At 67.1% G+C, this 24,261-nt stretch carries 28 protein-coding genes; 18 read left to right on the top strand and 10 right to left on the bottom strand.

Features of this window, described 5'->3' with window-relative positions:
* Window positions 1-34 precede the first annotated feature (34 nt).
* Window positions 35-1,162, bottom strand: a complete 1,128-nt coding sequence (locus VGP60_RS25405; protein WP_327550597.1) for a S1 family peptidase — start codon at window positions 1,160-1,162, stop codon at window positions 35-37.
* Window positions 1,163-1,387: 225 nt separating this feature from the next.
* Here VGP60_RS25405 and VGP60_RS25400 point away from each other — a divergent pair, with 225 nt between their 5' ends.
* The 8 genes from VGP60_RS25400 to VGP60_RS25365 all read left to right on the top strand — a co-directional run bounded on the left by VGP60_RS25400 (window position 1,388) and on the right by VGP60_RS25365 (window position 8,561).
* Window positions 1,388-2,290, top strand: coding sequence for a nitrate- and nitrite sensing domain-containing protein (locus VGP60_RS25400; protein WP_327550596.1), 903 nt, complete (start codon window positions 1,388-1,390; stop codon window positions 2,288-2,290).
* A 90-nt stretch (window positions 2,291-2,380) separates the two neighbouring features.
* On the top strand, window positions 2,381-3,724 hold the full coding sequence (locus VGP60_RS25395) for a tetratricopeptide repeat protein (protein ID WP_327550595.1): 1,344 nt from the start codon (window positions 2,381-2,383) through the stop codon (window positions 3,722-3,724).
* Between the two features lie 199 nt (window positions 3,725-3,923).
* Window positions 3,924-4,316 carry an excalibur calcium-binding domain-containing protein gene (locus VGP60_RS25390; protein WP_414640403.1) on the top strand — a complete coding sequence of 131 codons (393 nt, stop codon included), beginning with the start codon at window positions 3,924-3,926 and terminating at the stop codon, window positions 4,314-4,316.
* A gap of 4 nt (window positions 4,317-4,320) precedes the next feature.
* Window positions 4,321-4,974: a class F sortase gene (locus VGP60_RS25385; protein WP_327550593.1), complete on the top strand. Its 654-nt coding sequence runs from the start codon at window positions 4,321-4,323 to the stop codon at window positions 4,972-4,974.
* An 18-nt stretch (window positions 4,975-4,992) separates the two neighbouring features.
* Window positions 4,993-6,192 carry an exonuclease domain-containing protein gene (locus VGP60_RS25380; RefSeq protein WP_327550592.1) on the top strand — a complete coding sequence of 400 codons (1,200 nt, stop codon included), beginning with the start codon at window positions 4,993-4,995 and terminating at the stop codon, window positions 6,190-6,192.
* 33 nt (window positions 6,193-6,225) lie between these two features.
* Window positions 6,226-7,791: a hypothetical protein gene (locus tag VGP60_RS25375; protein WP_327550591.1), complete on the top strand. Its 1,566-nt coding sequence runs from the start codon at window positions 6,226-6,228 to the stop codon at window positions 7,789-7,791.
* A gap of 66 nt (window positions 7,792-7,857) precedes the next feature.
* Window positions 7,858-8,154 (top strand): type II toxin-antitoxin system Phd/YefM family antitoxin, encoded by a 297-nt coding sequence (locus VGP60_RS25370; protein ID WP_327550590.1) that lies wholly within the window; start codon window positions 7,858-7,860, stop codon window positions 8,152-8,154.
* On the top strand, window positions 8,151-8,561 hold the full coding sequence (locus VGP60_RS25365) for a type II toxin-antitoxin system VapC family toxin (protein WP_327550589.1): 411 nt from the start codon (window positions 8,151-8,153) through the stop codon (window positions 8,559-8,561). Before VGP60_RS25370 ends, VGP60_RS25365 begins: the two co-directional genes overlap by 4 nt.
* On the opposite strand, the gene VGP60_RS25360 is transcribed toward VGP60_RS25365, so the two are convergent.
* Together VGP60_RS25360 and VGP60_RS25355 are read right to left on the bottom strand one after the other, a co-directional pair.
* Complete coding sequence (locus VGP60_RS25360; protein ID WP_327550588.1) at window positions 8,558-8,716, bottom strand: hypothetical protein; 159 nt, start codon at window positions 8,714-8,716, stop codon at window positions 8,558-8,560. The two genes, VGP60_RS25365 and VGP60_RS25360, sit on opposite strands and share 4 nt — an antisense overlap.
* A gap of 210 nt (window positions 8,717-8,926) precedes the next feature.
* Window positions 8,927-9,346, bottom strand: coding sequence for a helix-turn-helix domain-containing protein (locus VGP60_RS25355; RefSeq protein WP_327550587.1), 420 nt, complete (start codon window positions 9,344-9,346; stop codon window positions 8,927-8,929).
* Between the two features lie 94 nt (window positions 9,347-9,440).
* On the opposite strand from VGP60_RS25355, the gene VGP60_RS25350 reads away from it, so the two are divergent.
* Entirely contained in the window at window positions 9,441-10,355 is a 915-nt protein-coding gene (locus VGP60_RS25350) for an NADP-dependent oxidoreductase (protein ID WP_327550586.1), read from the top strand.
* Here VGP60_RS25350 and coaA read toward each other — a convergent pair.
* Both coaA and VGP60_RS25340 read right to left on the bottom strand, forming a co-directional pair.
* Window positions 10,352-11,284: a type I pantothenate kinase gene (gene coaA / locus VGP60_RS25345; protein ID WP_327550585.1), complete on the bottom strand. Its 933-nt coding sequence runs from the start codon at window positions 11,282-11,284 to the stop codon at window positions 10,352-10,354. The two genes, VGP60_RS25350 and coaA, sit on opposite strands and share 4 nt — an antisense overlap.
* Before the next feature lie 124 nt (window positions 11,285-11,408).
* Window positions 11,409-12,011, bottom strand: coding sequence for a macro domain-containing protein (locus VGP60_RS25340; protein WP_327550584.1), 603 nt, complete (start codon window positions 12,009-12,011; stop codon window positions 11,409-11,411).
* A gap of 132 nt (window positions 12,012-12,143) precedes the next feature.
* On the opposite strand from VGP60_RS25340, the gene pheA reads away from it, so the two are divergent.
* Window positions 12,144-13,055 carry a prephenate dehydratase gene (pheA, locus tag VGP60_RS25335; protein WP_327550583.1) on the top strand — a complete coding sequence of 304 codons (912 nt, stop codon included), beginning with the start codon at window positions 12,144-12,146 and terminating at the stop codon, window positions 13,053-13,055.
* Complete coding sequence (locus tag VGP60_RS25330) at window positions 13,052-13,669, top strand: histidine phosphatase family protein (RefSeq protein ID WP_327550582.1); 618 nt, start codon at window positions 13,052-13,054, stop codon at window positions 13,667-13,669. The genes pheA and VGP60_RS25330 overlap by 4 nt, the downstream gene beginning before the upstream one ends.
* Before the next feature lie 8 nt (window positions 13,670-13,677).
* On the opposite strand, the gene tenA is transcribed toward VGP60_RS25330, so the two are convergent.
* Complete coding sequence (gene tenA, locus VGP60_RS25325; RefSeq protein WP_327550581.1) at window positions 13,678-14,325, bottom strand: thiaminase II; 648 nt, start codon at window positions 14,323-14,325, stop codon at window positions 13,678-13,680.
* A gap of 149 nt (window positions 14,326-14,474) precedes the next feature.
* Here tenA and VGP60_RS25320 point away from each other — a divergent pair, with 149 nt between their 5' ends.
* Window positions 14,475-15,125, top strand: coding sequence for a DUF4232 domain-containing protein (locus tag VGP60_RS25320; protein WP_327550580.1), 651 nt, complete (start codon window positions 14,475-14,477; stop codon window positions 15,123-15,125).
* Window positions 15,126-15,168: 43 nt separating this feature from the next.
* On the opposite strand, the gene VGP60_RS25315 is transcribed toward VGP60_RS25320, so the two are convergent.
* The 4 genes from VGP60_RS25315 to VGP60_RS25300 all read right to left on the bottom strand — a co-directional run bounded on the left by VGP60_RS25315 (window position 15,169) and on the right by VGP60_RS25300 (window position 18,492).
* The gene (locus VGP60_RS25315; RefSeq protein ID WP_327550579.1) at window positions 15,169-15,612 is read right to left on the bottom strand and encodes a hypothetical protein; all 444 of its coding nucleotides are present in this window, start codon (window positions 15,610-15,612) and stop codon (window positions 15,169-15,171) included.
* A gap of 83 nt (window positions 15,613-15,695) precedes the next feature.
* Complete coding sequence (locus tag VGP60_RS25310; protein ID WP_414640402.1) at window positions 15,696-16,889, bottom strand: MFS transporter; 1,194 nt, start codon at window positions 16,887-16,889, stop codon at window positions 15,696-15,698.
* 244 nt (window positions 16,890-17,133) lie between these two features.
* Window positions 17,134-17,484 carry a metallopeptidase family protein gene (locus VGP60_RS25305; RefSeq protein ID WP_327550578.1) on the bottom strand — a complete coding sequence of 117 codons (351 nt, stop codon included), beginning with the start codon at window positions 17,482-17,484 and terminating at the stop codon, window positions 17,134-17,136.
* A 6-nt stretch (window positions 17,485-17,490) separates the two neighbouring features.
* Entirely contained in the window at window positions 17,491-18,492 is a 1,002-nt protein-coding gene (locus VGP60_RS25300; RefSeq protein ID WP_327550577.1) for a septum formation family protein, read from the bottom strand.
* A 164-nt stretch (window positions 18,493-18,656) separates the two neighbouring features.
* Between VGP60_RS25300 and VGP60_RS25295 the strand changes: the two genes are divergently transcribed.
* From VGP60_RS25295 to VGP60_RS25270, 6 genes are all read left to right on the top strand, one after another.
* The gene (locus tag VGP60_RS25295) at window positions 18,657-19,211 is read left to right on the top strand and encodes a hypothetical protein (RefSeq protein ID WP_327550576.1); all 555 of its coding nucleotides are present in this window, start codon (window positions 18,657-18,659) and stop codon (window positions 19,209-19,211) included.
* A complete protein-coding gene (locus tag VGP60_RS25290; protein ID WP_327550575.1) occupies window positions 19,212-20,378 on the top strand; it encodes a glutathionylspermidine synthase family protein in 1,167 nt (388 codons plus the stop codon).
* Window positions 20,379-20,494: 116 nt separating this feature from the next.
* Window positions 20,495-20,947, top strand: a complete 453-nt coding sequence (locus VGP60_RS25285; protein WP_327550574.1) for a DUF350 domain-containing protein — start codon at window positions 20,495-20,497, stop codon at window positions 20,945-20,947.
* A gap of 42 nt (window positions 20,948-20,989) precedes the next feature.
* Window positions 20,990-21,910, top strand: a complete 921-nt coding sequence (locus VGP60_RS25280; RefSeq protein ID WP_327550573.1) for a haloalkane dehalogenase — start codon at window positions 20,990-20,992, stop codon at window positions 21,908-21,910.
* Window positions 21,911-21,959: 49 nt separating this feature from the next.
* Complete coding sequence (gene serS / locus VGP60_RS25275; protein ID WP_327550572.1) at window positions 21,960-23,228, top strand: serine--tRNA ligase; 1,269 nt, start codon at window positions 21,960-21,962, stop codon at window positions 23,226-23,228.
* Window positions 23,229-23,258: 30 nt separating this feature from the next.
* Entirely contained in the window at window positions 23,259-24,239 is a 981-nt protein-coding gene (locus VGP60_RS25270; protein ID WP_327550571.1) for a DUF3558 family protein, read from the top strand.
* Window positions 24,240-24,261 lie beyond the last annotated feature (22 nt).

The raw sequence follows: 24,261 nt of genomic DNA, 5'->3' as shown, positions 1-24,261 counted from the left end.
CGGCACCCACGGGGGGTACCGGGCGCGTCACAAACTAGCCGGTTACCAGGCCCAAGCCGTAGACCTGCAGGATCTCGTTGACCGGCTGGAACCAGGTCCGGCCGCCGCCGCTGCAGTTGCCGTACCCACCGGACGTGACGCCCTGCGCCTGGTCGCCGGTGATGAACGAGCCGCCCGAGTCACCGGGTTCGGCGCAGACGCTGGTGCCGGTCATCTGGTACACCGCGCCCTGGGCGTAGTTCACGGTTTCGTTCTGGCCCTGCACGACCCCGCAGTGCCAGTGGGTCGTCGAGCCCGAGCGGCACACCGACGTCCCGACGGGCGCGACCCAGGAGCCGCGCACGATCGAGTCGCTCACGGTGCCCCAGCCGAGGACGACCGGTGCGTTCCACCAGCCGTTGCCGGTCCGGATGAACGAATAGTCGTTGTTAGGGAAGGAAGAGCCCGCGAAGCTGCCCATCGCGGAGCCGTCCCAGCCGACGACCGAGCTGCCCGTGCCGCCGCAGTGGCCGGCGCTGACGAAGCCGCCGTGCACCGAGAAACCGATGGAACAGCGGGTGTTCCCGTTGATGTAGTACGGATCGCCGCCGACGGTTCCGGCGGCGAAGGTCTGCGGGGTCTCGCCTGCCTCGACAGTGACCGGGCCGGCCTGCTTGGCCTGGTTGACGAACGCGTCGACGTCGGCGCTCTTCGCGCCGGGCCGCACGGTGATCACGACGCTGCCCGACTTCGGGTCGGCGCGCCAGCCACTGATGGCGGCCGGGGCGGCTTTCGCCTTTGAGTAGGAGTCGATCGTGGTCTTCGTGGAGTCGAGGGCGGCCGCGCTCACGGTGGACACCGTGGTTTCGGCGCCGGTAGCGCGGACGGCATCGGCTTTGCTCTGGTCGGTGAGGCCGACGACGAGTTTGCCGCTGTTCGCGTCGAACCAGGCACCGCCGAACGCGGAACCCGCGGCGGCTTCGGCGGCGGGCGCGGTTTTCGTGGCCGCCGCTTCTTGGGTGACGCGGACGGCTGCCTGGTTCGCGGACAGGCCCAGATCGCGCTGCATGGCGCTCACGAGGCCAGGGGAAAGCTCCTGCGCGGCGGCAGTTCCCACCCAGGAAAACGAGCTCAGGGCAAGGACGGCGGCGGCGCCTATACGGAGAAGAACTGTGCGTTCCATCTGTTCTCCATGCTTAGACGGGGAAGGGGAGGAGGGCGCGCGCTGCCACCGAGTGTGTGCGACGCACCACACTGCGTCCAGGTCTAGACCAAAGGTTGGCCTGAATCGGACATTGATTACGTAGTGCGAGCGGCCATATGGCGGATCCTCGTTGACCTGCAAATTGCAGACTGCATAGTGTTGGCGGGAGTCGGGAACGGGGTCCCACGACCGATAAGGGGTGCCGTGAAGTATCCGGACGTCCGCGCCAGAGCTTGGACGATCGCGCTCGTGCCCAGTGCGGCCTTGGCCATCGTCGGTCTCGCGCTCGGGGGATTCCTTGTCCACCACGGACATCAGGCCCAGGAGTTCGCCGGCCGCGCGGCCTCGGCCACGGCGTCGGTGACCGATCTCGTGACCACCGTCCGGCAGGAACGGCGCCGGATCGACATCGGGCATCCGCGTATCGACTCCTCGCGCGACAAGATCGTCGACAACGCCATCGCGGGTTTGCAGCGCTCCGCGCAGGAAGCGCCGGATGCCGAGGTCGGCTACCAGCAGCTGGTCGCCGCGCAGTTGTTGACCGCGGTCGACGGACTGTCCCGGACCGACGCGTTGGCCGCGGGCGGGACCGGCTTCACCCCCGACCAGCTGTCCGCGTTCGTCGCGGCTTTCGGTTCGTACCACGCCAATCTGGCCGCGGCCGCGGGGAAACTCACCGATCGCGGGCGCGAGCTGTATTCGGCGCTGGTGCAAAGCGACGCCTGGTACCGGCTGGGCTCGGCGGAGCGGGCCCTCGTGGCAGGCGACCGATCCCCGATGGACGAAGGCGATTGGCGGGCGTCCGCGCGGCATGTCGCGGATGGACTCGAAGCGCTCTCCGCGCAGCAGAGCGCGTATGCGACGCAACTCGCGGAAGAAAGCGGCCGCCGCACTTTGGCCGGCGCACTGTCCAGTACCGCGGCGATCTTGATCCTGTCGGCACTCGCCTGCTTCCTGGCGATCCGGCTGGCCCGGCGCCTCGGCACGGAAGCGGCGAACGCCGTGGTGTTCGTGTCCGAGCCACGTCACCAGGCCTCACCGCCGACGCTGCGCGTCACCGATATCCGGCTGATGGAGGCCGTGCTGGCCGGTATCCGCAAGCGGTGACCTCGGTTTACTCTGCGTCGCGGATTAGGCCGAAAAGACTACGCAGTTGGCCCACACGGGGGGCTGACGTCGTGCGGCAAGATAGCCAAGGTGAGTTTGACGACGGACCTGCGCCCCTACCTGCGCTCCTTGGATCGGGAGACGCTGGCCGAGCTGGTGCACCAACAAGCCGAGCGTGACCCTGAGTTACGGCAAGCGCTCGAGGCACGCGCCATGGCGGCCCCTGGCGACCTCGCCGAGGCGCATCGGCTGCTGGACGCCGCCGTCACCGGGGGCAACTTCGAGTACGCCACGAAGGTCGGCTCGGTGCTCGACACGCTGCAGCGGCTGCTGGACGCGGGCAGCCGGGCGGACCTCGCGCCGCTCGCCCGGCGCACGGTCGACGACATCATCGCCATGCTCGAACAGGTCGACGACGCCTCCGGGATGGTCGCCGATGAGCTCGACCGTGGCATCGAGCTGTACGCGCGTGCCTGCGCGGCACACCCGCCGAACCCGGAGGAACTGGCGGACTGGATTCTGGCCGTCGAGTTCGACGGGCTGGAGATCGATCTCGCCGAATTCGCCAAAGCGCTGGGCGACAAGGGAATCCAGCGTATCAAGTCCACTGTGGACAAAGTGCTGGCCAAGGGTGAGGAAGACGTCCGGTATCGCACCGCGTCGCGGCTTCAGGAGGAGCTGGCCGAGATCTCCGGGGACGTCGACGCGCTCGTGGCCATCCTCTCCGCGAAGCCGCCGCGTCTCGACATCAGCCTGAAGATCGTCCGCGTTCTGCGTGGCGCCGGGCGGCACAGCGAGGCGATCGCGCATGCGGCAAGGGCACTCACGCACGACAAGGGACCCGCGCGGGCGCCCGTGGTCGACGAACTCGCCGAGACCTATCAGGAAGCCGGTCAGACGGACGAGGCGCTTACCTTGCGCCACACCGAATTCGAGCGGAAGCCGACGCTGGAGTCCTATTCGGCCTTGAAGGAGGCCGCCACGGAGAGCGGCCAATGGCCCGCGCAACGCAAGGCGGCAATGGCTTTGCTGCGGGAACGCGCCGACAGTGACGTGGCCGTCGCGGACGAGCTCGTCCGAATTCTGCTCAGCGAGGATCGGCCGGACGAGGCTTGGCGCGTTTCGACGCGCTACGGCGGATCGCTGGAACTGCGGCTGCAACTCGCCGAATTGCGGGAAGTGGATCATCCCGTCGAAGTGATCCCGGTGTACAAGATCCATGTCGACGAATTGATCGCGCACAAAGATCCGCTGTGCTACCGCGAGGCCGCGAAACAGCTCCGCAAACTCCGGACGTTGCACAAGCGTGCCGACGTCGCCGAGGAATTCGGCTCCTATCTCGCCGAGTTGGTGGAAACTCACAAACGTAAGACGCGGTTGATTGCCGAAGTGCGGGCCGCACGCATTGCGATTCCTAAAGTTGCGAAGGGTTAGCGAGGTCGGAAGCACTTTTTGCGGATTGACGTCCGATTCCGTTATGTCTGATTTGTAACACCGCTGGTTGTGTCTCGATAAGGGGTGCACGTCGCTGTAAATCGCGACCACTCCTATCGAAAGGCGTCTCATGTCCCTAGTTCGTCGTGCCCTTTTGACGTCGGCCATCGTTTGCGGGGCGTTGTTCGCAGCCGCCCCGATGGCCATTGCCCAAGACAAAGACTGTGGCGACTTCACCTATCAGGAGGAAGCGCAGGCCGTGTTCGACGCCGTGCCCGGTGATCCGAATCGTCTCGACGCCGACAATGACGGCATCGCCTGCGAGAACCTTCCGCACCGGCCCGTCAGCCAGCCGTCGCCCACGCCGACCACCACTCCGGCGGACCCCACGCCCAGCACTTCCAAGGCCAAGCCGACCACCAAGAAGCCCAGCGGCTCGCAGGTGAAGGTCAAGCCCGTCGGCGGCGTCGCGACCGGCGGTGGCGGCAGCTCCTCGGACGACTCCGGCGCGTACATCGCCCTCGGTGGTGTGGTGCTCGTCGGTGCCGCCGCCGGAACCGTGCTCGTCGCCCGCCGCCGAGCGGGCCACTGAACCCATGTCCCGTATTTCCAAGCAGGCTGTGGCGGCCATCGGTGCCGCCACAGCCGCGGTGGCGACGATCGCGATCATCGTCGCGCTCCCTTCCCCGGCGGCGGAACCCGTGGCGGCACCCCAGACCAGCACCGCCGTGTCGGCCACGACCCCAGCCACCACCCCGGCCGGCCCGACGCCCGCCGAAGGCGCGCTGGCCGCGTCGAAACCGGTTTCCCTTGAGGTGCCGTCGATCGGCGTGCGCACCGGCAAGCTGATGGACCTCGGCCTCAACCCGGACGATTCGCTCGAAGTGCCGCCCGACGCCGTCACCGCGGGCTGGTTCACACAGGCCCCGACCCCGGGCGAAGTCGGCCCGTCGATCATCGCCGGTCACGTCGATTACCACCGCGTACCCGGCGTTTTCGTGCGGCTGCGCGATCTCAAGGCCGGCGCGGAGGCGATCGTCCACCGCACCGACGGCACGACAGCGATCTTCACGATCTACCGCGTCGACCACTACCCGAAGTCGTCCTTCCCCACGGACAAGGTCTACGGCGACACCACCGAACCCGAACTCCGGCTGATCACCTGTGGCGGCGAGTTCGACCAAGCGGCGCGTCAATACACGGACAACGTGGTCGCATACGGCAAGCTGGCACGCGCGTTGAAAGGGTAGAACCGCGGAGGAGCTTGCGTGCTGGGCTATGCCGTCGTCGACCTCGAGACGACCGGCCTCGACCCCAACAGGCAGCACCGGATCGTCGAGCTGGCCGTAGTGCACGTGTCGCCGACAGGCGAGATCACCGGGCAGTGGGAGACCCTGGTCAACCCGCGGCGCGACCTCGGCCCGCAGCGCATCCACCGGGTCACCGCCGCACAGACGTCGTACGCGCCGACATTCGACAGAGTTGCCGAGGAGCTCGCTTCGCTGCTGGCCGGCCGGGTCGTGGTCGCGCACAACCTGCGGTTCGACGGCGGTTTCCTTGCCGCCGAGTACGCGCGACACGGTTATCGCGTGCCGCTCGGGCCGCATATCGGGCTGTGCACGATGCTGCTGGCGCCGAAATACCTGCCCGGCGCGGGCCGCAGTCTCGCGGATTGTTGCGCGGCCATCGGGGTCACCATTTCCGACGCGCACCGCGCGAGCGCCGACGCATTGGCCACCGCACACCTGCTCGCCGCGTATCTGCGCAAAGATCCGGGCGGACCGTTGTGGGCGCAGGAACTCGCGTTGGCGGGTGAACATCCGTGGCCGGATTTCGTGCATCCCAGCGGGAAATGGGTCGCCAGGGAACACGCCGCCCAACAAGGACACTTTGTTGAACGACTGAGTCTCAAAAGAATGGACAACAAAAGGCATCCCGTGTCCACCGAGCACGCGAAATACCTCGCGCTGCTCGACCACGCCATGCTGGACCGGCACATTTCCGTCGCCGAGGCGGACGCGCTCGTCGCCCTCGCGGCGGAACTCGGCATCGGGCGCACCACCGCCGTCGCGCTCCACCGGTCGTATCTCGGCCAACTCGCCGGTGCCGACGCCGATCCGGCGGATCTCCGCGAGGTCGCCGTGCTGCTCGGCTTGGCGAAGTCCGACGTGGACAAGGCGCTCCGGAGCGCTCCCGCCGAGCCGGTCGTACGCCGGTTCGCGCTCGCCACCGGCGACAAGGTGGTCTTCACCGGGGAGATGCGGTGCGAGCGGCCGGAGTGGGAGCAGCGAGCCGTCAACGCCGGGCTGCTGGTGCATCCGGCGGTCACGAAGACGGTCAAACTGCTGGTCGCCGCGGACCCGGACACGTTGTCGGGCAAGGGGCGCAAGGCCCGCGACTACGGCATCCCGGTGATCACCGAGGACGCGTTCGCGGGGATGCTCGCGCGAATCAAAGAGCCCACGTGAGAGGCCCGGGCGGCCGATGGAAACATGTGGGGAATGAGCCCGGTCAGTCGCGCGCGCAAGAAGAACCCTGAGCCCACCCCGCAGAGCATGAACGGCCTGTTCAAGGACATGCTGCGGGACTTCTCGTCGTTGGGCGCGGAGCCGGAGCCCCTCGAGGTCGATCTCCTGGCTTCCGAGGTCATCGGCCAGTGGTGGGATCTGCCTGTCAACGAGGAAGAAGCCGAAGACTTCTCGGTCGCCCTGGACCTGGTCGCGTTCGCGAGCCGCAAGATCACGCCGGGTGCTGCCGCGCTGCTGGCGGCGCTGCGAGTGCTCGCCGAGACGCTTGAAGAGCGCGAAGCGGCCGGTACGGCGCTGGACACCGTGCTGGGCCGCGGTATCCCCACGCCGGACTGGGCCGACACGCTCGGCCAGGTCAGCGTCGGCGAATGCTGGCGGACGGGCGACGTCTACGGCGACGAGTCGTCGCTGCTGATCGAGTTCGGCTACGGCGAAGCGAAGCACGGGATCCTCGCGCTGCTCGACTTCAACGAGCTCGGGGGCCGAGTCCGCGACGTCGTCGTGGTCGACGCGCCGCACGAGGTGCTCGCCGCGATGCGTGAGCAGGTCGTGGAGGACGGCGACCTCGTCAAGATGGAGCAGGTCACCCCGGCCCGCGCGCACCAGCTGCTCGCCGACGGTCTCGCCGCCACGGACGGCCTTGACGAGCCCGAGGTCAGTGAGGACTTCGCGCGCTTCCGGGCGCTGGCGCTGGCTCGCACCCGCGCGCTCCCGGAGCCGGAGGCTTCACCCGATCAGGCGGAAGTTTCCGACGCCGACCGTGACGCGCTCGTCGCCGAGTTCATCGGCGCTTCGGACCTCGAAGACACCGAAGCGAACCGCGCCTGCGCGCACCTGATCGTCGCCTTCGGCGCTGAGCACGAACCCGCCGATCCAGCCCGCGTCGGCCCGGAGAAGCTCGCCCGGTTCCTCGAAGCCGTGCTCGACGGCGAGGTCGAGGTCAACGAGGAGCACGAAGACGGCTTGTCGCCGGTGCTGCTCGCCTGGACGGCCTGGTCCGCGAAGCGTGCAGGGCTGACCGACGCCGCCGTGGCCGCGCTGATCGAGGCCGTCGGCGAGTACCTGACGGAGTTCGAGCAGGACGACACCTCGGTCGACGTCTACCTCGACGGCACCGAGGAGTTCGACGGCCCGGACGAGCTGGCCGAGGCGCTCGACCGGCGCATGTTCGCCATCCCGTCGGTCTACACCGAGCTCGGGGACGAGGAGCTCGACCTCGAGCCGACCGACCCGCAGCAGCGCCGCCTGCTCGTCATCGGCGAGTACCCGGAGTACCACGAGGCGATCGCCGCGGAGACCTTCGACGGCCAGCCGCAGGAGGACCTGGAGCTGCGGGTCAACCTCGTCGACCAGCTGTGGGACAACGAGCCCGCCGAGCTCTGGGAAGCCGCGCAGCGCCTGCTCGAAGCCGGCCAGGAGCGCGACGAGATCCTCGACCTGCTCGCCGAGGTCTTCGCCAAGCAGCTCCGGCCCGCCGAAAATGACGAGATCACCTACGACATCGACGAGTACCGTGAGGCGCTCGCCGCGATCGACTAAAGGGCTCGCTCACTCACACGGGTGCCTCCTTGGTCACGGGGACCGAGTTCTGTCTAGACTGTCTAGATGGAGCGCGGAACCCCGTGGCAAGTTCAAGATGCGAAGCAACGGCTCAGTGAGCTGTTGCGCAAGGCCGAGGCAGAGGGACCGCAGTTCGTCACTCGGCATGGGGAGGAGGTGGCCGTAGTGCTCGACATCGCGCATTACCGGCGCCTGACCGGTGTCGATGTGCGGCTTGATTTCAAGCTCGCCTTGACCGATTTTCACGAGTACGACGAGCAGTTGGCCGCGGTTCTCGACGACGTCGTGGCCGAGCGGGGCGCAGACCTGCCCCGGGAGGTCGAACTAGGGGTAGCGACTTGAGATTTCTCCTGGACACCAACATCGTGTCCGAGGCGCGCAGGCGCAAGCAGAACCCGGGCTTCGCGGCCTGGTGGAAGGAAGTTCCCGCCACTCGTCTCTACGTCAGCGCATTGACGATAGGCGAGATCGAGCGGGGGATCGAAAAGCTTCGCGGCCGTGGTGAAGGCGCGCGTGTGGCCACCCTGAGCGAATGGGTCGCCGGTTTCTCGAAGCAGTTCGCGGATCGCATTCTGGATGTCGATGTCCAGGTCGCCGCCGAATGGGGGCGGCAGAACACCGGACGGAAAACGCCGACCATCGACGGTCTCATCGCCGCGACGGCCCGAGTACACGATCTGACCCTGGTCACCCGCAACCTTCTGGACATGGAAGGCACGGGCGCCCGGCTCCACAATCCCTTTACTTAGGTCAGCGGCGCGCTTTCCGGGACTTCGGGAGCGGCTTTTTTGCGACGCCCCCGAAACGCGTCGTCGAAGTCGAGAGCGACAGCGCCGATGGCTGTCGCCACGAGCACGCCGAGACCAAGTACCGTGCCGATCCAGGTAAGGACGGTAGCGAACATTTGGACCTCCCCGCAGGTCACAGGTGTGATTCCCTGTCTCATTCAAGAGTCGCTGGGGGAACCGGTCCCCGGTATCGGCCAACCGGTTAGTGCTCAACGGGGGTGGTCGGCCGATCGGCCGACATTCTGGCCTCCGAATGTTGCTCAAGGGAACAGTGTGAAACCGGTCGGTCTCCTACGGTGAGAACTTGGGGCAATCGGGTGAATTCGTCACGACCGGACCGGTAACTGCCCGAGTGCGGCGCGGGTGTCGAAAGATTCGCGCGAAGCCAGGATTTCCTCGATGTTCTCTTCGGACCACTTGCCGATACTCCCCAGCAATCGGCCGGCGTCGACGCCGAGTTTCGTCAGGGCGTACTCCACGCGCGGCGGCACGGTCGGGTACACCGTGCGGCTGATCAAGCCTTCGCGCTCCAGGGTGCGCAACGTCTGGGTCAGCATCTTCTGCGTGACGCCGTCGAGGGCGCGGCCGAGCTCGTTGAACCGGACGGGACCTTCGCGGCCGTGGAGGTTGACCATGACGAGCACGGTCCACTTGTTGGCGAACACTTCGAGCACGGTCCGTACCGGGCAGCCGCGCAGGTACTGCTCGACCTGGTTCGGCTGTGCCTGGCAATCGACGGTATCCATGAGGTACCTAACTACCAAAAAGGTGCCTTCTTCACAATAGGTACCGACCGCGATCAGGATGGAAGCACTGATTCCGGCAGATCCAGGAGCTTCCATGACGACTCGCATGCGTGCGGTCAGCCAGCGTGTTTTCGGCGGTCCCGAGGTACTCGAACTCGTCGAGGTCGACCGCCCGTCACCAGGACCGGGCGAGGTACTCCTCCGGGTGCGCGCGGCGGGGGTGAACCCGGCCGACTGGAAGGTCCGCTCCGGGCTGATCCGGCCGTTCGAGCCGCCGTTCACACTCGGCCTCGACGTCTCGGGCGTGGTCGAGGAGCTCGGCGCGGAGGTGGACGGCTTTCGCCTTGGCGACGCGGTTTTCGGCCTGCTGCTGTCCCCGGCCGGCGCGTACGCCGAGTACGTGGTGATCCCGGTGCAAGCGCTTGCACCGCTCCCGCCGAGCCTCGACCACGTCCAAGCCGCCGCGTTGCCGGTCGCGGCGCTGACGGCGTGGCAAGCGCTCGCCGAGCTGCGGCCGGGACAGCGGGTGCTGATCCACGCGGCCGCCGGCGGGGTCGGCCATCTTGCGGTGCAGATCGCCAAGGCTCGTGGAGCGCACGTCATCGGCACCGCTCGGGCGGAGAAGCACGCGTTCCTGCGTGACCTCGGCGCCGACGAGCTCATCGACTACACCGCGGTCGATTTCGCGGCCGTGGTGAGCGAGGTCGACGTCGTGTTCGATCTCGTCGGCCAGGGCTACGCGACGAGATCGCTCGCCACACTCAAGCCCGGCGGGCTGGTCATCGACGCGATGGGCAGCGAGCAGGACCTCGCCGACGCCGATGGATTCCGGATCGTCCGATTCCACGTCAGCCCGTCGGGCAAGGACCTCGAACAGCTCACCGGACTCGTCGAGGCCGGCAAGCTTCGTGTGTTCGTCGATCAGGTCCTGCCGCTGGAGCAGGCCGCCAAGGCACACGAACTCAGCGAAACCCAGCGGGTGAGCGGAAAAATCGTCTTGAGTGTCTAGAGCTTCCGCAGTCGCACCCGGTTGATCGCGTGGTCGCAGTCCTTGCGCAGCACCAAGGTCGCCCGTGGCCGGGTCGGCTTGATGTTCTCCACCAGGTTCGGCGCGTTGATCGTGCGCCACAGATGCCGGGCTTCGGCGCGGGCGTCGTCGTCGGATAGGCCGGCGAAGTGGTGGAAATGCGATTTCGGGTCGGCGAAGGCGGTGTGGCGCAGCTTCAGGAACCGCTCGATGTACCAGTGCTCGATGTCGTCGTTGTTCGCGTCGACGTAGATCGAGAAGTCGAACAGGTCGGACACGGTCAGCCGCGGGCCCGGCTGCAGCACGTTCAGGCCCTCGATGATCAGGATGTCCGGCTTCTCCACGACCTGTTCCTGGTCGGGGAGGATGTCGTACGCGAGGTGCGAATACACCGGCGCGGTGACGCGTTCGGCGCCGGATTTCACGTCGGTGACGAAGCGCAGCAGCGCCCGGCGGTCGTAGCTCTCCGGGAAACCTTTGCGGTGCATGATGCCGCGGCGCATCAGCTCGTCGCGCGGGTACAGGAAACCGTCGGTGGTCACGAGGTCTACGCGCGGGTGGTCCGGCCAGCGGGCGAGCAGCGTCCGCAGGATCCGGGCGGTGGTCGACTTGCCGACGGCGACGCTTCCGGCGATCCCGATGATGTACGGCACTTTCGTGTCGCGACAGTCCTCACCGAGAAACGTGGTGGTCGCTTCGTACAGCTGTTGCCTCGCCGCGACCTGCAGGTTGATCAACCGCGAAAGGGGGAGGTAAACCTCCGCCACCTCGACGAGGTCGACCTGCTCACCGAGACCGCGCAGCTTGAGCAGTTCATCGGCCGTCAGGGGCAGTGGCGTGGAACTTCGCAGTTCGCGCCACTGTTCCCGGTGCAGTTCCACGTAGGGGCTGAGCTCACGGACCCGTGGCATTTGCTCTCCTCGCCCGCCGGTGGGCTGGTTACCGTACGACTGCGTAACGCTCCTCCAACGGTAGGGCCTACTGGCCGTGAACGCGCTGTGATGTTCTGCACCTTGGTGGACATATCACCCAGAGTCAGTGCGCGAAGACTTCTTCCCACGCGGCCGCGACCTGGCGGGCGCAGGTCTCCGGGGCGACTCCGCCGACCCCGGTCCCCAGGCCGGGCATGGCGATGGTGTCCACCACAGTGCGGACGCGGATGCCCTGCTCCAGGCGTCCGTCCCGCCATTTCAGGAACACCGCGCGGGCCGCGAGGTACGGATTCACCGTGTCGGGAGGCAGCTTTTCACCCGGTTGCCGCATCGTCGGTGCGCTGAACAGCCACGCGGGCACGGTTTCGCCGGTCGGGACGATCAAGGCCTCGCCGATCGGCAACTCGCCACCGTGGAGCGCGAGCACCGCGCTGCGGACGCTCTGCTCGACTCCGGGGTACGCCCTGGCGTAGACGGCGTCGATCCCGCCGCGCATCCAGCCGAACGAGTTCGCCGGGCTGACGATCCCCTGTGCCACGACGTCGAGAACCGACCCGCGGTGCACCCTGATCGACCCGTCCACCTTGTCGAGGACGGAAAGCCAGGCGCGCGCGAGTGGTTCGTCGACAGCGCACAGCACCAGCTCCGGTGTGCGGGAAGAGACCGGGTGTTCGACGCCGGTGTGTGTGCCCGATTCAGCGGTCACCGGACCAGCATGGCAAAAAACGGAACGTGAAGTAACCAGTTTCTTCCCCGGTACGCCTGAACAGAGCATCAATGATCCGTGACATCCAGGCACCGCCACGGCCATGGACGCACCTATGCGTAGCCTGACCGGGTGTCAAGGATCGCCTATTTCGGCCCGCAGGGAACGTTCACCGAGCAAGCCGCGCGCGGGCTCGCCTCCGCTGCCGACGAACTCGTAGCCGTCGAGACCATTCCGCAGGCGCTCGCCGCGGTCCGAGAGGGCCGGACAGACGCGGCGTGCGTGCCCGTGGAGAACTCTGTCGAAGGCCCGGTGACGGCCACCCTCGACGGCCTCAACCAGGACGAACCGCTGGTCGCCGTCGCCGAGGCGTTGCTGCCGGTGCATTTCAGCATTCTGACCAGGCCCGGCGGTGGCGAAATCCGTACGGTCGCGAGCCACCCGCATGCGCTTGCGCAGGTGCGGTTGTGGCTGGACGAGCACCTCCCGAACGCCCGCCAGGTGGCCTCTTCGTCGACGGCCGCCGCAGCTGTCGGGGTGGACGCCGGTGACTTCGACGCCGCCGTGACGGCACCGGTCGCCGCCGAGCACTACCCGCTCAAGATCCTCGCGACCGGCGTCGCCGACGTCCACGACGCCCGCACCCGGTTCCTGCTGGTCCGCAAGCCCGGCATACTGCCCAGGCCGACCGGTTCGGACCGGACCTCGATCGTCGCGTCGACCCCCAACCGCACCGGCACCCTCGCCGAGCTGCTCACCGAGCTGGCCTTCCGAGGGATCAACCTGACCAAGCTCGACGCGCGGCCGACCAGGAACAACTTCGGCGAGTACCACTTCTTCATCGACTTCGAAGGCCATATCGCGGAGCCGCGCATCGGCGACGCCCTCGCCGCGCTGCGCCGCCGCTGCCGCAACGTGCGCTTCCTCGGGTCCCACCCGCGCGCCGACGGCGTCGCGGCGACGATCGAGCCGAGCGAGGGCAACGACGACTTCGTCCAAGCCGCCGACTGGGTGGCGGCCGTTCGCAAAGGGGAGCTCGCTTGAAGCTTTATCTCATCAGGCACGGTCAGACCGAAGGAAACATCCGCGGCGCGCTCGACACCGCGTTGCCGGGGCCACCGTTGACCGAGCTGGGCGAAACGCAGGCCCAGGCCCTGGCGGACGCCATCGGTGACGAGCCGATCGTCGCCGTCTACGCCTCGCAGGCCACCCGCGCGCAGCAGACGGCGGCGCCGCTCGCCTCCCGGCTCGGCCTCGACGTCCAGGTCATCGAGGGCGTCAAGGAGGTCGACGCCGGCGACATCGAGGGCCACACCGACCGCGATTCGATCGTCATCTACATGGACGTCGTGCGCGCCTGGACCCACGGCAAGCTCGACGTCGGCATCCCCGGCGGCGAGACCGGCGAGCAGGTCCGCACCAGGATGCTCGACGCCGTCGGGCAGCTGCGCGCGAAGCACGAGCAGGCCGACCCGGACGGCATCGTCGTGGTGGTCAGCCACGGCGGGGCGATGCGGCTCAGCGCCGAATGGCTCGCCGACAACGTGCCGCCCGAGGTCGCGAACTCGGGCCTGATCCCGAACACCGGCATCGTCGAGCTCGACTCGCTGCCCGGCGGTGGCTGGCACTGTGTTCGCTGGGCCGACACCGTCATCTAGCTGAAGAGTCAGAGCCGGAACTGCGCCGTCGGCCAGTTTTCGAGCTGGTAGGCGCTCTCCCAGAAGAGCCACTCGTACTCGCTCGCGCGCGTGAAGGCGGCCAGCATCCGCTGCCTGGTCGCTTCGTCGGCGTTGGCCGCGGCACGGTCCACGGCTTCTTTGCAGGTCTGGACCTGTGCCGCGAACTCCTCGTCGGCGTAGGTCTCGATCCAGGTCCGGTAAGGGTTGTCCTCGACCTCCTGGCGCTTGAGGATGTCGCTGCCGACGTGCTGGTAGACCCAGAAACACGGCAGCAGAGCCGCGATCAGTTCCGCGTAGCTCCCCGTCTGCGCCGTCGCGAGCAGGAACGACGTGTACGCGAGACAGGTCGGTGAGGTTTCGATGGCCGTGAGGTCGGCTTCGCTCAGCCCGAACCGCTCGAAGTAACCCTCGTGGAGGGCGCGCTCGACGACGACGGCCTCGGTGGCGGCGCGCGAGAAGAACGTCAGCTCGTCGGGGTCCGGCGCCCGGGCGGCGGCGATGGCCAGCGTCCGGCCGAAGGCGATCAAATAACGTGAATCCTGTGCCAAATAGAACTGGTATTGTTCCCGGGAGAGTGATCCCTTCGCCAGCTCGTCGTTGAACGGGTGGTCGAGCACGGCTTGTTGTAGCTTCACAGTATGGGCCCACGCCTCGTTACAAAATCCCGTCATGACTGCCTCCTGGTGTGTTAACAATTCACTTGGCGGGTGGCGCCGACGCAACCGTGGCCGTGGACCGCGCGTCTACTGACTAGTAGAGCAAGTTGCAACGGAGGTGCATGACCATGGTGCGCATTAGCTTCACGCACGTCGGGGTGGTCGCGGCCGGTGCGGTGCTGACGGTTGTTCTCGCCGGGTGCGGGAGCGATTCGGGAAACTCCGCACAGCCGGCGCCAAGCCCGACAACGGAATCCTCTTCATCTGCCGCCCCGTCCTCGTCGGAAACACCGAGCCCGCTGGCGGGCAGTTCGTCCAGCACGCCGGCGCCACCGAAACCGGATGACGGCTTCTGCAAGGCCGGCGACGTCAGTCTCTCGCTGGGCCGCGGCGACGCGGCAGCGGGGACGGTCCACCGGCCGCTCGTGATGACCAACGTCAGCGATCACCAGTGCACGATCCAGGGTTTCCCCGGGATCTCGTACGTCGCCGGTGCCGATGGTCACCAGGTCGGCAAGGACGCCTATCGCGACGGGACCAAAGGTGACCCGATCGTGTTGAGCAAGGGCCAAAGCGCCGCCGCCGACATCGGTTTCGTCAACGTCCAGAACTATGACCCCGCCCAGTGCGGCCCAACGGAGATCAAGGGGCTGCGGGTCTACCTGCCGCAGGAGACCGCGTCGAAGTTCGTCGAGGCGCCCGGCACCGGCTGCGCGAGCGACAAGATCCCGGGCAACCAGCTCACGGTGCAGACCGCGCACCGCGGCTCGGGCGAATAACCAGTGGACGGGCCGTTCGTGACGGACGGCCCGTTCCAGGCACTCAGATGCGGGCGCAGATTTGTTTTGCCTGTTCGTAGTGGCGGTGGCCGGACAAGTCGTTGAAGTGCAGGCTGATGACCATTCTGGCGACACTGTCGATGTGGTCCGCGAGTTCCTGGTAGTTCGGGTTCGCCGCGGCGGCCGACGCCGCGAGTTCGCGTGCGGCCGAGATCCGCGAGACCAGGCCGTCGCCCAACAGTGCGGCGCCCACCACTTTGCCGTCGCCTTCGACGGTCACCGGCAGGTCGCCCGAGCGGTCGAGTGCCTCGCAGGCCGCGACGGCGTCTTCGTTCGCCCCGGCGTGCGCGTCGGAAACCCCCCAGAGGACGCCGATCAGCGTCGCGCCGACGGCGAAACCGGCCAACCCGCCGACGACCATCGGCCGTCTCAGCGGCCGGACTTCTTCGGGCACGGCGCCCGAGTCGAGTGAAGCTGGAGAGTGCACGGCGACCTCCCGGCCCGAGCGGCGATTCCGTGGCTATTCCAGCATCAATGCCCGTGGATTTCACCGATTCTTGGCCGTTGGTTCTAGCGCGAGACGCTTTCGTGATGCGTTGTCCCCATCGCGAACCGCCGCAGCGAAAGCGCCGCGAACATCGCGACCACGACGAGCAGCGCCCCGGAAACGAGAAATGTCCCGCTCGCCGTGCCGAGAACGGCTGTCAGCAAACCGCCGAGCAGCGCGCCGACCGGGACCGCGCCCCACACCACCGTCCGCCAGACGCCGAGCACCCGGCCCAGTAATTCATCGGGGACCAGGGTGTGCCGAATGGTGCCCAGTACGACATTCACCGAAACGACCGCTGCCGCGAAAACTCCGAACAACAGCGCAGAAAGCACCGGCTGCCCGCTGAGTCCCATGCCGCCGAAACCGATCGCGCAGAACACGATTCCGCCGACGAGCACCGCACGCCGGCGAAATCGCCGGATCAGTCGTGGCGCCACCGCGGCGCCGAACAGCCCGCCGATTCCGCCGACGAACGCGAACAGTCCGAAGGCGGCTTCGCTCAATCCCATGTCCTCCAACGCGTAAAGCACCAACTGGGCTTGTGCGAGCTCGGTGATGAGGCTGACGAGACCGGCGATGACGACCAGTCGCAGCAGCACCGGGCTGCGTTTCAGCCAGCTGATCCCGTCGGCGAGATCGGTGCGGAGCCGGGTGGGTCCGGCAGGTGTCCTCGGCCGGTAGGTTCCGGCGAGTCCGAGCAGAAGTACCGCCGCCACCACGAATCCGGCCGAATTCAGCAGAAACGGGAAAGCCGCGAAAAGGGCGAAGGTGGCGCTGCCGATCGGGCCGCCGAGAAAGGTCTGCCCGACGATTTCGCAGGCCTGGAGTTTGCTGTTCGCGTCTTCGAGACTGCCTTTGCCGACGACTGCCGGGATGAGCACGTTCGCGGCACTGTCGGCGACCGTCTCAGCCGTGCCGATCAGCAACGCGGCGGCGTACACCAGCCAGATCGTCACACTGTCGAAGTACACCAGCAGGCCCATGCCGCCGACCACGACCGCGCGCGCGAGATTGGCGACGATCATCGCCTTGCGCCGATCGACCCTGTCGATGAGCGTGCCGGCGACGAGCGCGAACAGCAGCCACGGCAGGAACTGGGTCGCGGACAGTGCGGCGATCTGCAGCGGGTCCCGGGTCAAGGTCGCTGCCAGCAAAGGAAAAGCCACCTTGCCGACACCATCACCGAGATTCGAGACGGCACTGGACGTCAACAACCAGTTCAGCCTGTTGCGCGGTGGGCCGATCACCGCTTTCCGGCGTTGTTCACGGGGCCTCCCCGGGCACGATCCGCAGTCGACTGATGCCCGTGCGTGACATGCTACCAAGCGTTGAAGATCAAAAACGGGGATATATCAAGAAGTTCCCGTCAAGGCGGCCGGGATGCATGGCGTGCACGGCGATCCCGTCGTTTTCCGGCCGGCGGCCAATGCCCGCCCATGCGCCGCAGAATGGCGAGTTTCAGCCCCAGCCGAGTTCGTGCAACTTGTGGTCGTCGATACCGAAATGGTGACCGAGTTCGTGAATCACGGTTATCAGCACTTCTTCGACGACTTGTTCCTCGGTGTCGCACATCCACAGGATCGGTTCGCGGTAGATCGAAATCCGGTCGGGGAGCACACCGCCGTAATCGGAGTTGCGTTCGGTGAGCGCGATCCCGTGGTAGAGCCCGAGAATGGTCGGCTCCTCCTCGTTGTGCTCCTCCACGAGCACGACGACGTTGTCCATCGCCTGCGCGAACTTCGGCGGCACTTGGTCCAGCGCGTCCGACACGAGTTCCTCGAAGCGCTTCAGCGACATCTCGACGGGCATCGGTCCTCAGCCGCCGGACTTGCTGGTCGACGTGGCGGGTGGCTGCCCGGCATCCGGGCCCGCGGCCGGGGAGTCCCCGACACTGCCCGCAGCGACCTTGAGACTGCCCGTGACCGAAGCGAGGCCCGTGCCATCCGGCAGCTTCGCCGCGACCTTGCAGTTCACCAGCGTCGAACCGGCGTCCCAGCTTTCCTGCTCCCGCAGGTCCCAGGTGAGGATCAGGTTCCTCGCGGTGAGGTCGGCACCGTTGGTGTATTCGCCGGCCGCCTTCGAGCACTCGGTGTCGAGCCAGGTCTTCTGATCGTCCTGTGAGGGGTAGCCATCGGTGAACTTGGACTTCAGATCCAGTTTCGTGATGATTTCGTAAGAATGCGGCCGGCCGCAGTCCACCGGGTCGCCGACGGACTTGCCGTTCAGCCCCAGACAAGTGCCCGGTTCCCACACCATCGACTGCTGCTGTTCGGCCGCCGGTCCGGTCGTCGGTTGCAGTCCACCCGCAGGTCCAGCCCATTGCAGCCCGCAACGCAACTGCCTGTCGCCGTTGTCCCACTGCGCCGCTGTCGGCCGCAGCAGGCTGACTGTCAGACGACCGTATGGATCGAGCGCGCGCCCGAGGTAGGTCTTCACCGCCTCACCACACCTGGCCTGCGAAATCTGCTGCCAGATCTCCAGCGAAGGCACCGGAGCGCCCTCGGGATACTCCGACGAAAGATCCGCTTCGCTGGTCACTTCGAACAGGTGCGGCAGGGCACACTCCACCTTGTGCACGTCGCTCGCGTCCGGTTGTGCCCAGGTCAGGCAGGTATGAGGGGGCGAATGGAACGCCTCCACCGCCGCCGCGGACAACCGGCCGGTGCCGCCACCGATCCCACCCTGGGCGGCATCTCCCCAGGAGAACGTGACGTTGAGGGCCAGCGCCAGCAGTGCGCCGAGGAACACGCCCGCCATTACCACCTTGGTACGCAATGCGTGCAAAGGTGAACGAAACCGTCCAGGAGTTTGAGACATCTACTCCATGATGCCCGCGCCGCCGTCACCCGGCACGCGCTGGGTTGGATAGTCTGGACTCGGGCCGATTGCTCGAGTTCGCGGTGCCTGCGATTACGGAGTGCTCGATGACGGAAGAGAACCCCCCGGAGGGGCAGAACCCCCCTCCACCTCAGCGCGGATCCATGCGGTTCCAAGACGAGAACACGACAGCGCGCCAGCCTTCGCTGGGGGAGCAGCGCGCGCGTCGGCAAGCGTTGATCGAAGAGGAAGAACGCGAGGTGACCGAGCGGCAGAATGCCGAGGTCGCGGCGCGCAAATCCTCGACGAAGCGCAAGATCCTGATCGGCAGCGGTGTGACCGTCGGTCTGGTGGGCCTGATCGCCACGTACTACACCGTGGCGCAACCCGAAGAGGTCACGGCGTCCTGCACGGACAGCAATGGCGTCGTCGTCGCGGACGACGACCTGTGCGACGTGAACTATGCGAACACCCACGGTGGCTACTCCAGCGGTGGGTTCATGTTCATCCCCATCATCGGTGGCGGTTACAACTCGTATCGCTACAACTACGGTGGGCAAGGCGCAGTCGGCAGCCCGGTCTCGGGTGGTTCGTACACCGCGCCTTCGAACGCCAACGTCAACACGAAGTCGGGCAAGTCCATCCAGCGCGGTGGGCTGGGCATCAGCAACAAGAGCGGCACCGGTACCGGCACGAGCGGAAAGAGTGGGGGCTCGTAGGTGCACAGGGATTCCAGTACCCCTAGGCGGGACTGGCAGCGCATCGTCGAGGAGCAGGGCATGGTGTTCGGCACCCCGGCGCGCGACGCGTCGGGGAAGTCGAGGCCCTACTGGGACGAGTCGGTGCACTACGTCTTCGAGATGGACGAGGTCCTGTCCGTCGAAGCGGACGTCGAACTGCTGCACTCCATGTGCTTGGAAGCCGTCGACAACGTCATCCTGACCGAGCGCTACCGCGACTTCGGCCTCCCGGAATGGGTGTGGCCGCATATCGCGGAGTCGTGGAAGCGACAGGATCCGCACGTCTACGGCCGGTTCGACCTGCGCTACGACGGCAAGAGTCCGGCGAAGATGCTGGAGTACAACGCCGACACGCCGACGTCGCTGCTCGAGGCCGCTGTCCTGCAGTGGCACTGGAAGACCGAGGTGTTCCCCGAGGACGACCAGTGGAACTCGATCCACGAGAAGCTGGTCGAGCGCTGGGCCGAGATCGGCGAAAAGCTGCCCTCGAAGGAACTGCACTTCACCTGGTCCACCGCGGACCCCTCCGGTGAGGACCACGTCACCACGGCGTACCTGCAGGAGACCGCGGCCGAGGCCGGGCTGGACACCGTCGGGCTCTCGATCGAGGAGATCGGCTGGGACCCGGTGCTCAAGCACTTCGTCGACCTCGAAGAGGCGCGGATGAACACCGTGGTCAAGCTCTACCCGTGGGAATGGGTGGTGGAGGAGGAGTTCGGCAAGTTCGTGCTCGAGTCCCAGCCCAAAACACTGTGGATCGAGCCGACCTGGAAGATGCTGCTCTCCAACAAGGCGCTGCTGGCGATCCTGTGGGAGCTCTACCCCGGGCACCCGAACCTGCTGCCCGCGTTCATCGACGACCCCGGCCTGCTCACGGAGTACGTGCGCAAGCCGAAGCTGGGCCGTGAAGGCGCGAACGTGCAGATCGTGGCCACCGGGTACGAGACGCAGACAGGTGGCGTCTACGGCGCCGAAGGCTACGTCTACCAGGCGTTCGACCCGCTGCCGGAGTTCCAGGGCTTCCGCCCGGCGCTCGGTGCGTGGATCGTGGGTGATCAGTCCGCGGGCCTGGGCATTCGCGAAACCGCGGGTCTCGTTACGGACGACGGTGCCGCATTTGTCCCACATCGCATCCCCGGCTCGTGATACAAGGTTCGCGACGGGCACAATCCACACGCGACCCTTGCCTTGAGCCCACCCGTCGCCCACCGCCACCCTCAACGGAGGCGCAAGCGCCGCCATTTTGATCTTGGGAGACCCCTGTGACCACCACCCTTGCGCTTTCTGACACGTTCGGGACCGATCTGGTCCGGGGGATCGGCGCCATCCTGTTGTACGGCGTCGTCGGCCTCGTGCTGATGTTCGCCGGCTTCTGGGCGATCGACTGGACGACCCCGGGCAAGCTCGCCAAGCTGGTGAGCCGCGGCCTGCCCAACGCCGTCATCGTGACGGCGTCGGGCCTGCTGGCGATGTCGTTCATCATCGTCGTGGCCATCGCCAACTCGGCCAGCGACCTGACCGAGGGCCTGATCACTTCGCTGGTCTACGGCCTGATCGGGATCGTCGTCCAGGTCGTCGCGGTGCGGCTGCTCGAGTGGGCCACCCGCATCGACGTCGGTTCCACGATCGAGAGCGAGAAGTTCGCCCCGGCCAGCATCGTCGTGGCCGCCGCGCACATCGCGCTGGGTCTCGTCGTCGCTGTGGGCGTCTCGTAACGCACGTCTCGTAGTCGCGGCGGGTGTCCGTTTGCCACTAGCGTGGGTCACGTGCGCCTACTCCGGACACCAGACGACCGGTTCGACAGCCTGACCGACTTCGACTACCCACCTCGGTACGCGGACATCCCGGACCCGCTGGGCGGCACGATCAGAGTCGCCTACGTGGAGTCCGGGCCCGCGGACGGGCCGCCGGTGCTGCTGTTGCACGGTGAGCCCAGCTGGTCGTACCTCTACCGCAAGATGATGCCCGTCCTGGCCGCCGCCGGGTTGCGCGCGATCGCGCCCGACCTGGTCGGCTTCGGCCGCTCGGACAAGCCGGGCAACATGATCGACCACAGCTACGCGCGGCACGTCGAGTGGATGCGCGCGCTGGCTTTCGACGCGCTCGAGCTGAACGGCGTCACGATCTTCGGCCAGGACTGGGGCGGGCTGATCGGGCTGCGCCTGGTCGCCGAGAACCCCGAGCGCTTCGCCGGTGTCGTCGCTTCGAACACCGGCCTCCCCACCGGCGACCACGACATGCCGAAGATCTGGTGGAGCTTCCGCGAAGCCGTCGAAAAGGCGCAGATCCTCGACGTCGGCCGCTCGGTGAAGGCCGGGTGCAAGCGCGGGCTCTCCGACGAAGCCCGTGCCGCGTACGACGCGCCGTTCCCCAACGAGATGTACAAGGCGGGCCCGCGCGCAATGCCCGGCTTGGTGCCGACGCGCCCCGACGACCCGGCGAGCGATGCCAACCGTGCCGCGTGGTCGAAGCTCACCGAGCTCGACATCCCGTTCCTGTGCGCCTTCGCCGACTCGGACCCGATCACCGCCGCGATGGGCCCGATCCTGCAGCGCTCGATGAAAGGCGCGGCGGGGAGAGAGCACCCGACGATCGCGAACGCGGGGCATTTCGTCCAGGAGGACGCCGGGGAGGAACTCGCCGCCGTCATCGCCCAGTTCGTGCTCTCCAGCCGGTGAAGGGAAACTGCCTGGAAGGGGCTTAACCACTGCGGTTAGGCTTTGGTGTGTGATTGACCCCAGGACTCTGCGCGACAACCCGGATGCTGTGCGCGCTTCGCAGCGCACCCGTGGCGAGGACGAGGGAGTGGTCGACAAGCTGCTCTCTCTGGACACCAGCCGCCGGTCCGCCATCGCCAGGGCCGACAAGCTGCGTGCCGAGCAGAAGCAACTGAGCAAGCTCATCCCGAAGGCCCAGGGTGACGAGCGTGCCGTGCTGCTCACCAAGGGCAAGGAGTTGGCGGCCGAGGTCAAGGCCGCCGAGACCGAGCAGGCGCAGGCGTCCGAGGAGTTCGACGAGCTGCACCGTTCGGTCCCGAACGTCGTGCACCCGGACGCTCCCGCCGGCGGCGAAGACGACTTCGTGGTGCTCAAGCACGTCGGCACCCCGCGGGAATTCGACTTCAAGCCGAAGGACCACCTCGACCTCGGCGAGGCGCTCGGCGCGATCGACATGGAACGCGGCGCGAAGGTTTCGGGCTCGCGGTTCTACTTCCTGACCGGGATCGGCGCGCAGCTCCAGCTCGCGCTGCTCAACATGGCGACCTCGCAGGCCATCGAAAACGGCTTCCAGCTGATGATCACGCCCGCGCTCGTGCGGCCGGAGATCATGGCGGGCACCGGGTTCCTCGGCGCGCACTCGAGCGAGGTCTACCGCCTGCGTGACGAGGACCTGTACCTCGTCGGTACGTCGGAGGTGCCGCTCGCCGGTTACCACGCCGACGAGATCCTCGACGTTTCCGCGGGCCCGACGCGCTACGCGGGCTGGTCGTCGTGCTTCCGCCGCGAGGCCGGGACGTACGGCAAGGACACCCGCGGCATCATCCGCGTGCACCAGTTCGACAAGATCGAGATGTTCACCTACTGCGACCCGAAGGACGCCGAGGCCGAACACGCTCGCCTGCTGGGCTGGGAAGAGCAGATGCTCGGCAAGATCGAGGTCCCGTACCGGGTCATCGACACCGCCGGCGGGGACCTCGGCTCCAGCGCGTCGCGCAAGTTCGACTGCGAGGCCTGGTTCCCGTCGCAGGAGCGCTACCGCGAGCTCACGTCGACGTCGAACTGCACCACCTTCCAGGCGCGGCGGCTTAACGTCCGCTACCGCGACGAGAACGGCAAACCGCAGACGGCCGCGACCCTGAACGGCACCCTCGCGACTACTCGGTGGATCGTCGCGATCCTGGAAAACCACCAGCAGGAAGACGGCTCGGTGCGGGTTCCCGAAGCACTTCGGCCCTATCTTGGCGGTCGCGAGGTGTTGACCCCTAAAGGGAAGTAGGGTGCGGGCCGACTGGGGAGGTTTCCGCACATGAAGCTCAAGTTCGCAGGTCTGGCGTTCGCGGCCGTCGCATTGACGGCCGCGTGCACCACGACCGTCACGGGTTCGGCGGGCCAGGTGCCCGGCCAGACACCGGTCAAGAAGCCCGTCGACCCGTGTGCGCTGCTCACCCCGGAACAGACCGCGTCGCTCAATCTCGAAACGCAGGGCAAGCTGACCGCGGGCAAGCCGGAGCAGCTCCTGCCGCCGAACTGTGCCTGGTCGCCGGGCGACCCCGACGCCCGCACCAATCCGCTGTACGCGTCGTGGACCGAAGAGCTTTCGCTGGACGACTACGTCCTCGGCGCGCTGCCCGGCGAGAAGTTCGAACTCGGCGGGCTCACCTGGACCCGCTATGGCAGCATCCTCGGCAAGTCGCACTGCGACCTGATGGTGCGGCTCGGGGGAAAGTCGTTCGTACAGCTGTCCTCGTACGACTCGCAGGACGAGGACAAGGCCTGCGATCTGTCGAAGCGCGCCGCGCCGCTCGTCGCGTCCCACCTCGAAGGCGGCGACCAGTCGCCCACCCTGCCGACGCCGTCGCGGCCCCCGGTGCCTTCGGGCCCGCTGGTTTCGGTGCAGCCGTGCTCTTTGCTGACCGCCGAGCAGGCGACGTCGTTGACGCTGAACTCCACCCCGATAACCCTCGGCACCACCACCGACATCAAGCGTCCGCCGGGCTGCGAGTGGGACGACGCGGACGGCGACGGCGGGGTTAAGGCCCTCGACGTCTACGTCGGCGCCGCACGGCCGGTGAAGGAGTGGCCGCTCCTGGAGGAGGCCGGCGAGCCCTTCGAAGCCGGCGGCAAGAAGTGGGAGCTCTACCCGGACGGCAAAGTTTGCTCCGCGACGTTGTCCGTGACGGAAACTTCGTCGGTGATGATCACCAGCGGCAACCTGGACGACCCCGCGAAGAGCTGCGACCTGGTCAAGACCGTCATCCCGATGCTCTCCGCGAAGCTGCCCTCCTGAGGTTAGTGGTCACGATCGGAAC

It is taken from the genome of Amycolatopsis sp. (assembly GCF_036008905.1).
In the GTDB taxonomy this organism is placed as follows: Bacteria; Actinomycetota; Actinomycetes; order Mycobacteriales; family Pseudonocardiaceae; genus Amycolatopsis.
This window is presented reverse-complemented; position numbering and strand designations above follow the sequence as displayed.

Bases quoted from the DNA above. Each gene is read 5' to 3' on its own strand.
- VGP60_RS25305 (WP_327550578.1), bottom strand. From the start codon at position 17,484: ATGCCCGTCGAGATGTCGCTGAAGCGCTTCGAGGAACTCGTGTCGGAC.
- VGP60_RS25350 (WP_327550586.1), top strand. From the start codon at position 9,441: ATGACGACTCGCATGCGTGCGGTCAGCCAGCGTGTTTTCGGCGGTCCC.
- VGP60_RS25295 (WP_327550576.1), top strand. From the start codon at position 18,657: ATGCGGTTCCAAGACGAGAACACGACAGCGCGCCAGCCTTCGCTGGGG.
- VGP60_RS25405 (WP_327550597.1), bottom strand. From the start codon at position 1,162: ATGGAACGCACAGTTCTTCTCCGTATAGGCGCCGCCGCCGTCCTTGCC.
- VGP60_RS25320 (WP_327550580.1), top strand. From the start codon at position 14,475: ATGGTGCGCATTAGCTTCACGCACGTCGGGGTGGTCGCGGCCGGTGCG.
- VGP60_RS25375 (WP_327550591.1), top strand. From the start codon at position 6,226: ATGAGCCCGGTCAGTCGCGCGCGCAAGAAGAACCCTGAGCCCACCCCG.
- VGP60_RS25390 (WP_414640403.1), top strand. From the start codon at position 3,924: ATGGCCATTGCCCAAGACAAAGACTGTGGCGACTTCACCTATCAGGAG.
- VGP60_RS25355 (WP_327550587.1), bottom strand. From the start codon at position 9,346: ATGGATACCGTCGATTGCCAGGCACAGCCGAACCAGGTCGAGCAGTAC.
- coaA (WP_327550585.1), bottom strand. From the start codon at position 11,284: ATGCCACGGGTCCGTGAGCTCAGCCCCTACGTGGAACTGCACCGGGAA.
- VGP60_RS25360 (WP_327550588.1), bottom strand. From the start codon at position 8,716: ATGTTCGCTACCGTCCTTACCTGGATCGGCACGGTACTTGGTCTCGGC.
- VGP60_RS25300 (WP_327550577.1), bottom strand. From the start codon at position 18,492: ATGTCTCAAACTCCTGGACGGTTTCGTTCACCTTTGCACGCATTGCGT.
- VGP60_RS25270 (WP_327550571.1), top strand. From the start codon at position 23,259: ATGAAGCTCAAGTTCGCAGGTCTGGCGTTCGCGGCCGTCGCATTGACG.
- VGP60_RS25370 (WP_327550590.1), top strand. From the start codon at position 7,858: ATGGAGCGCGGAACCCCGTGGCAAGTTCAAGATGCGAAGCAACGGCTC.
- VGP60_RS25385 (WP_327550593.1), top strand. From the start codon at position 4,321: ATGTCCCGTATTTCCAAGCAGGCTGTGGCGGCCATCGGTGCCGCCACA.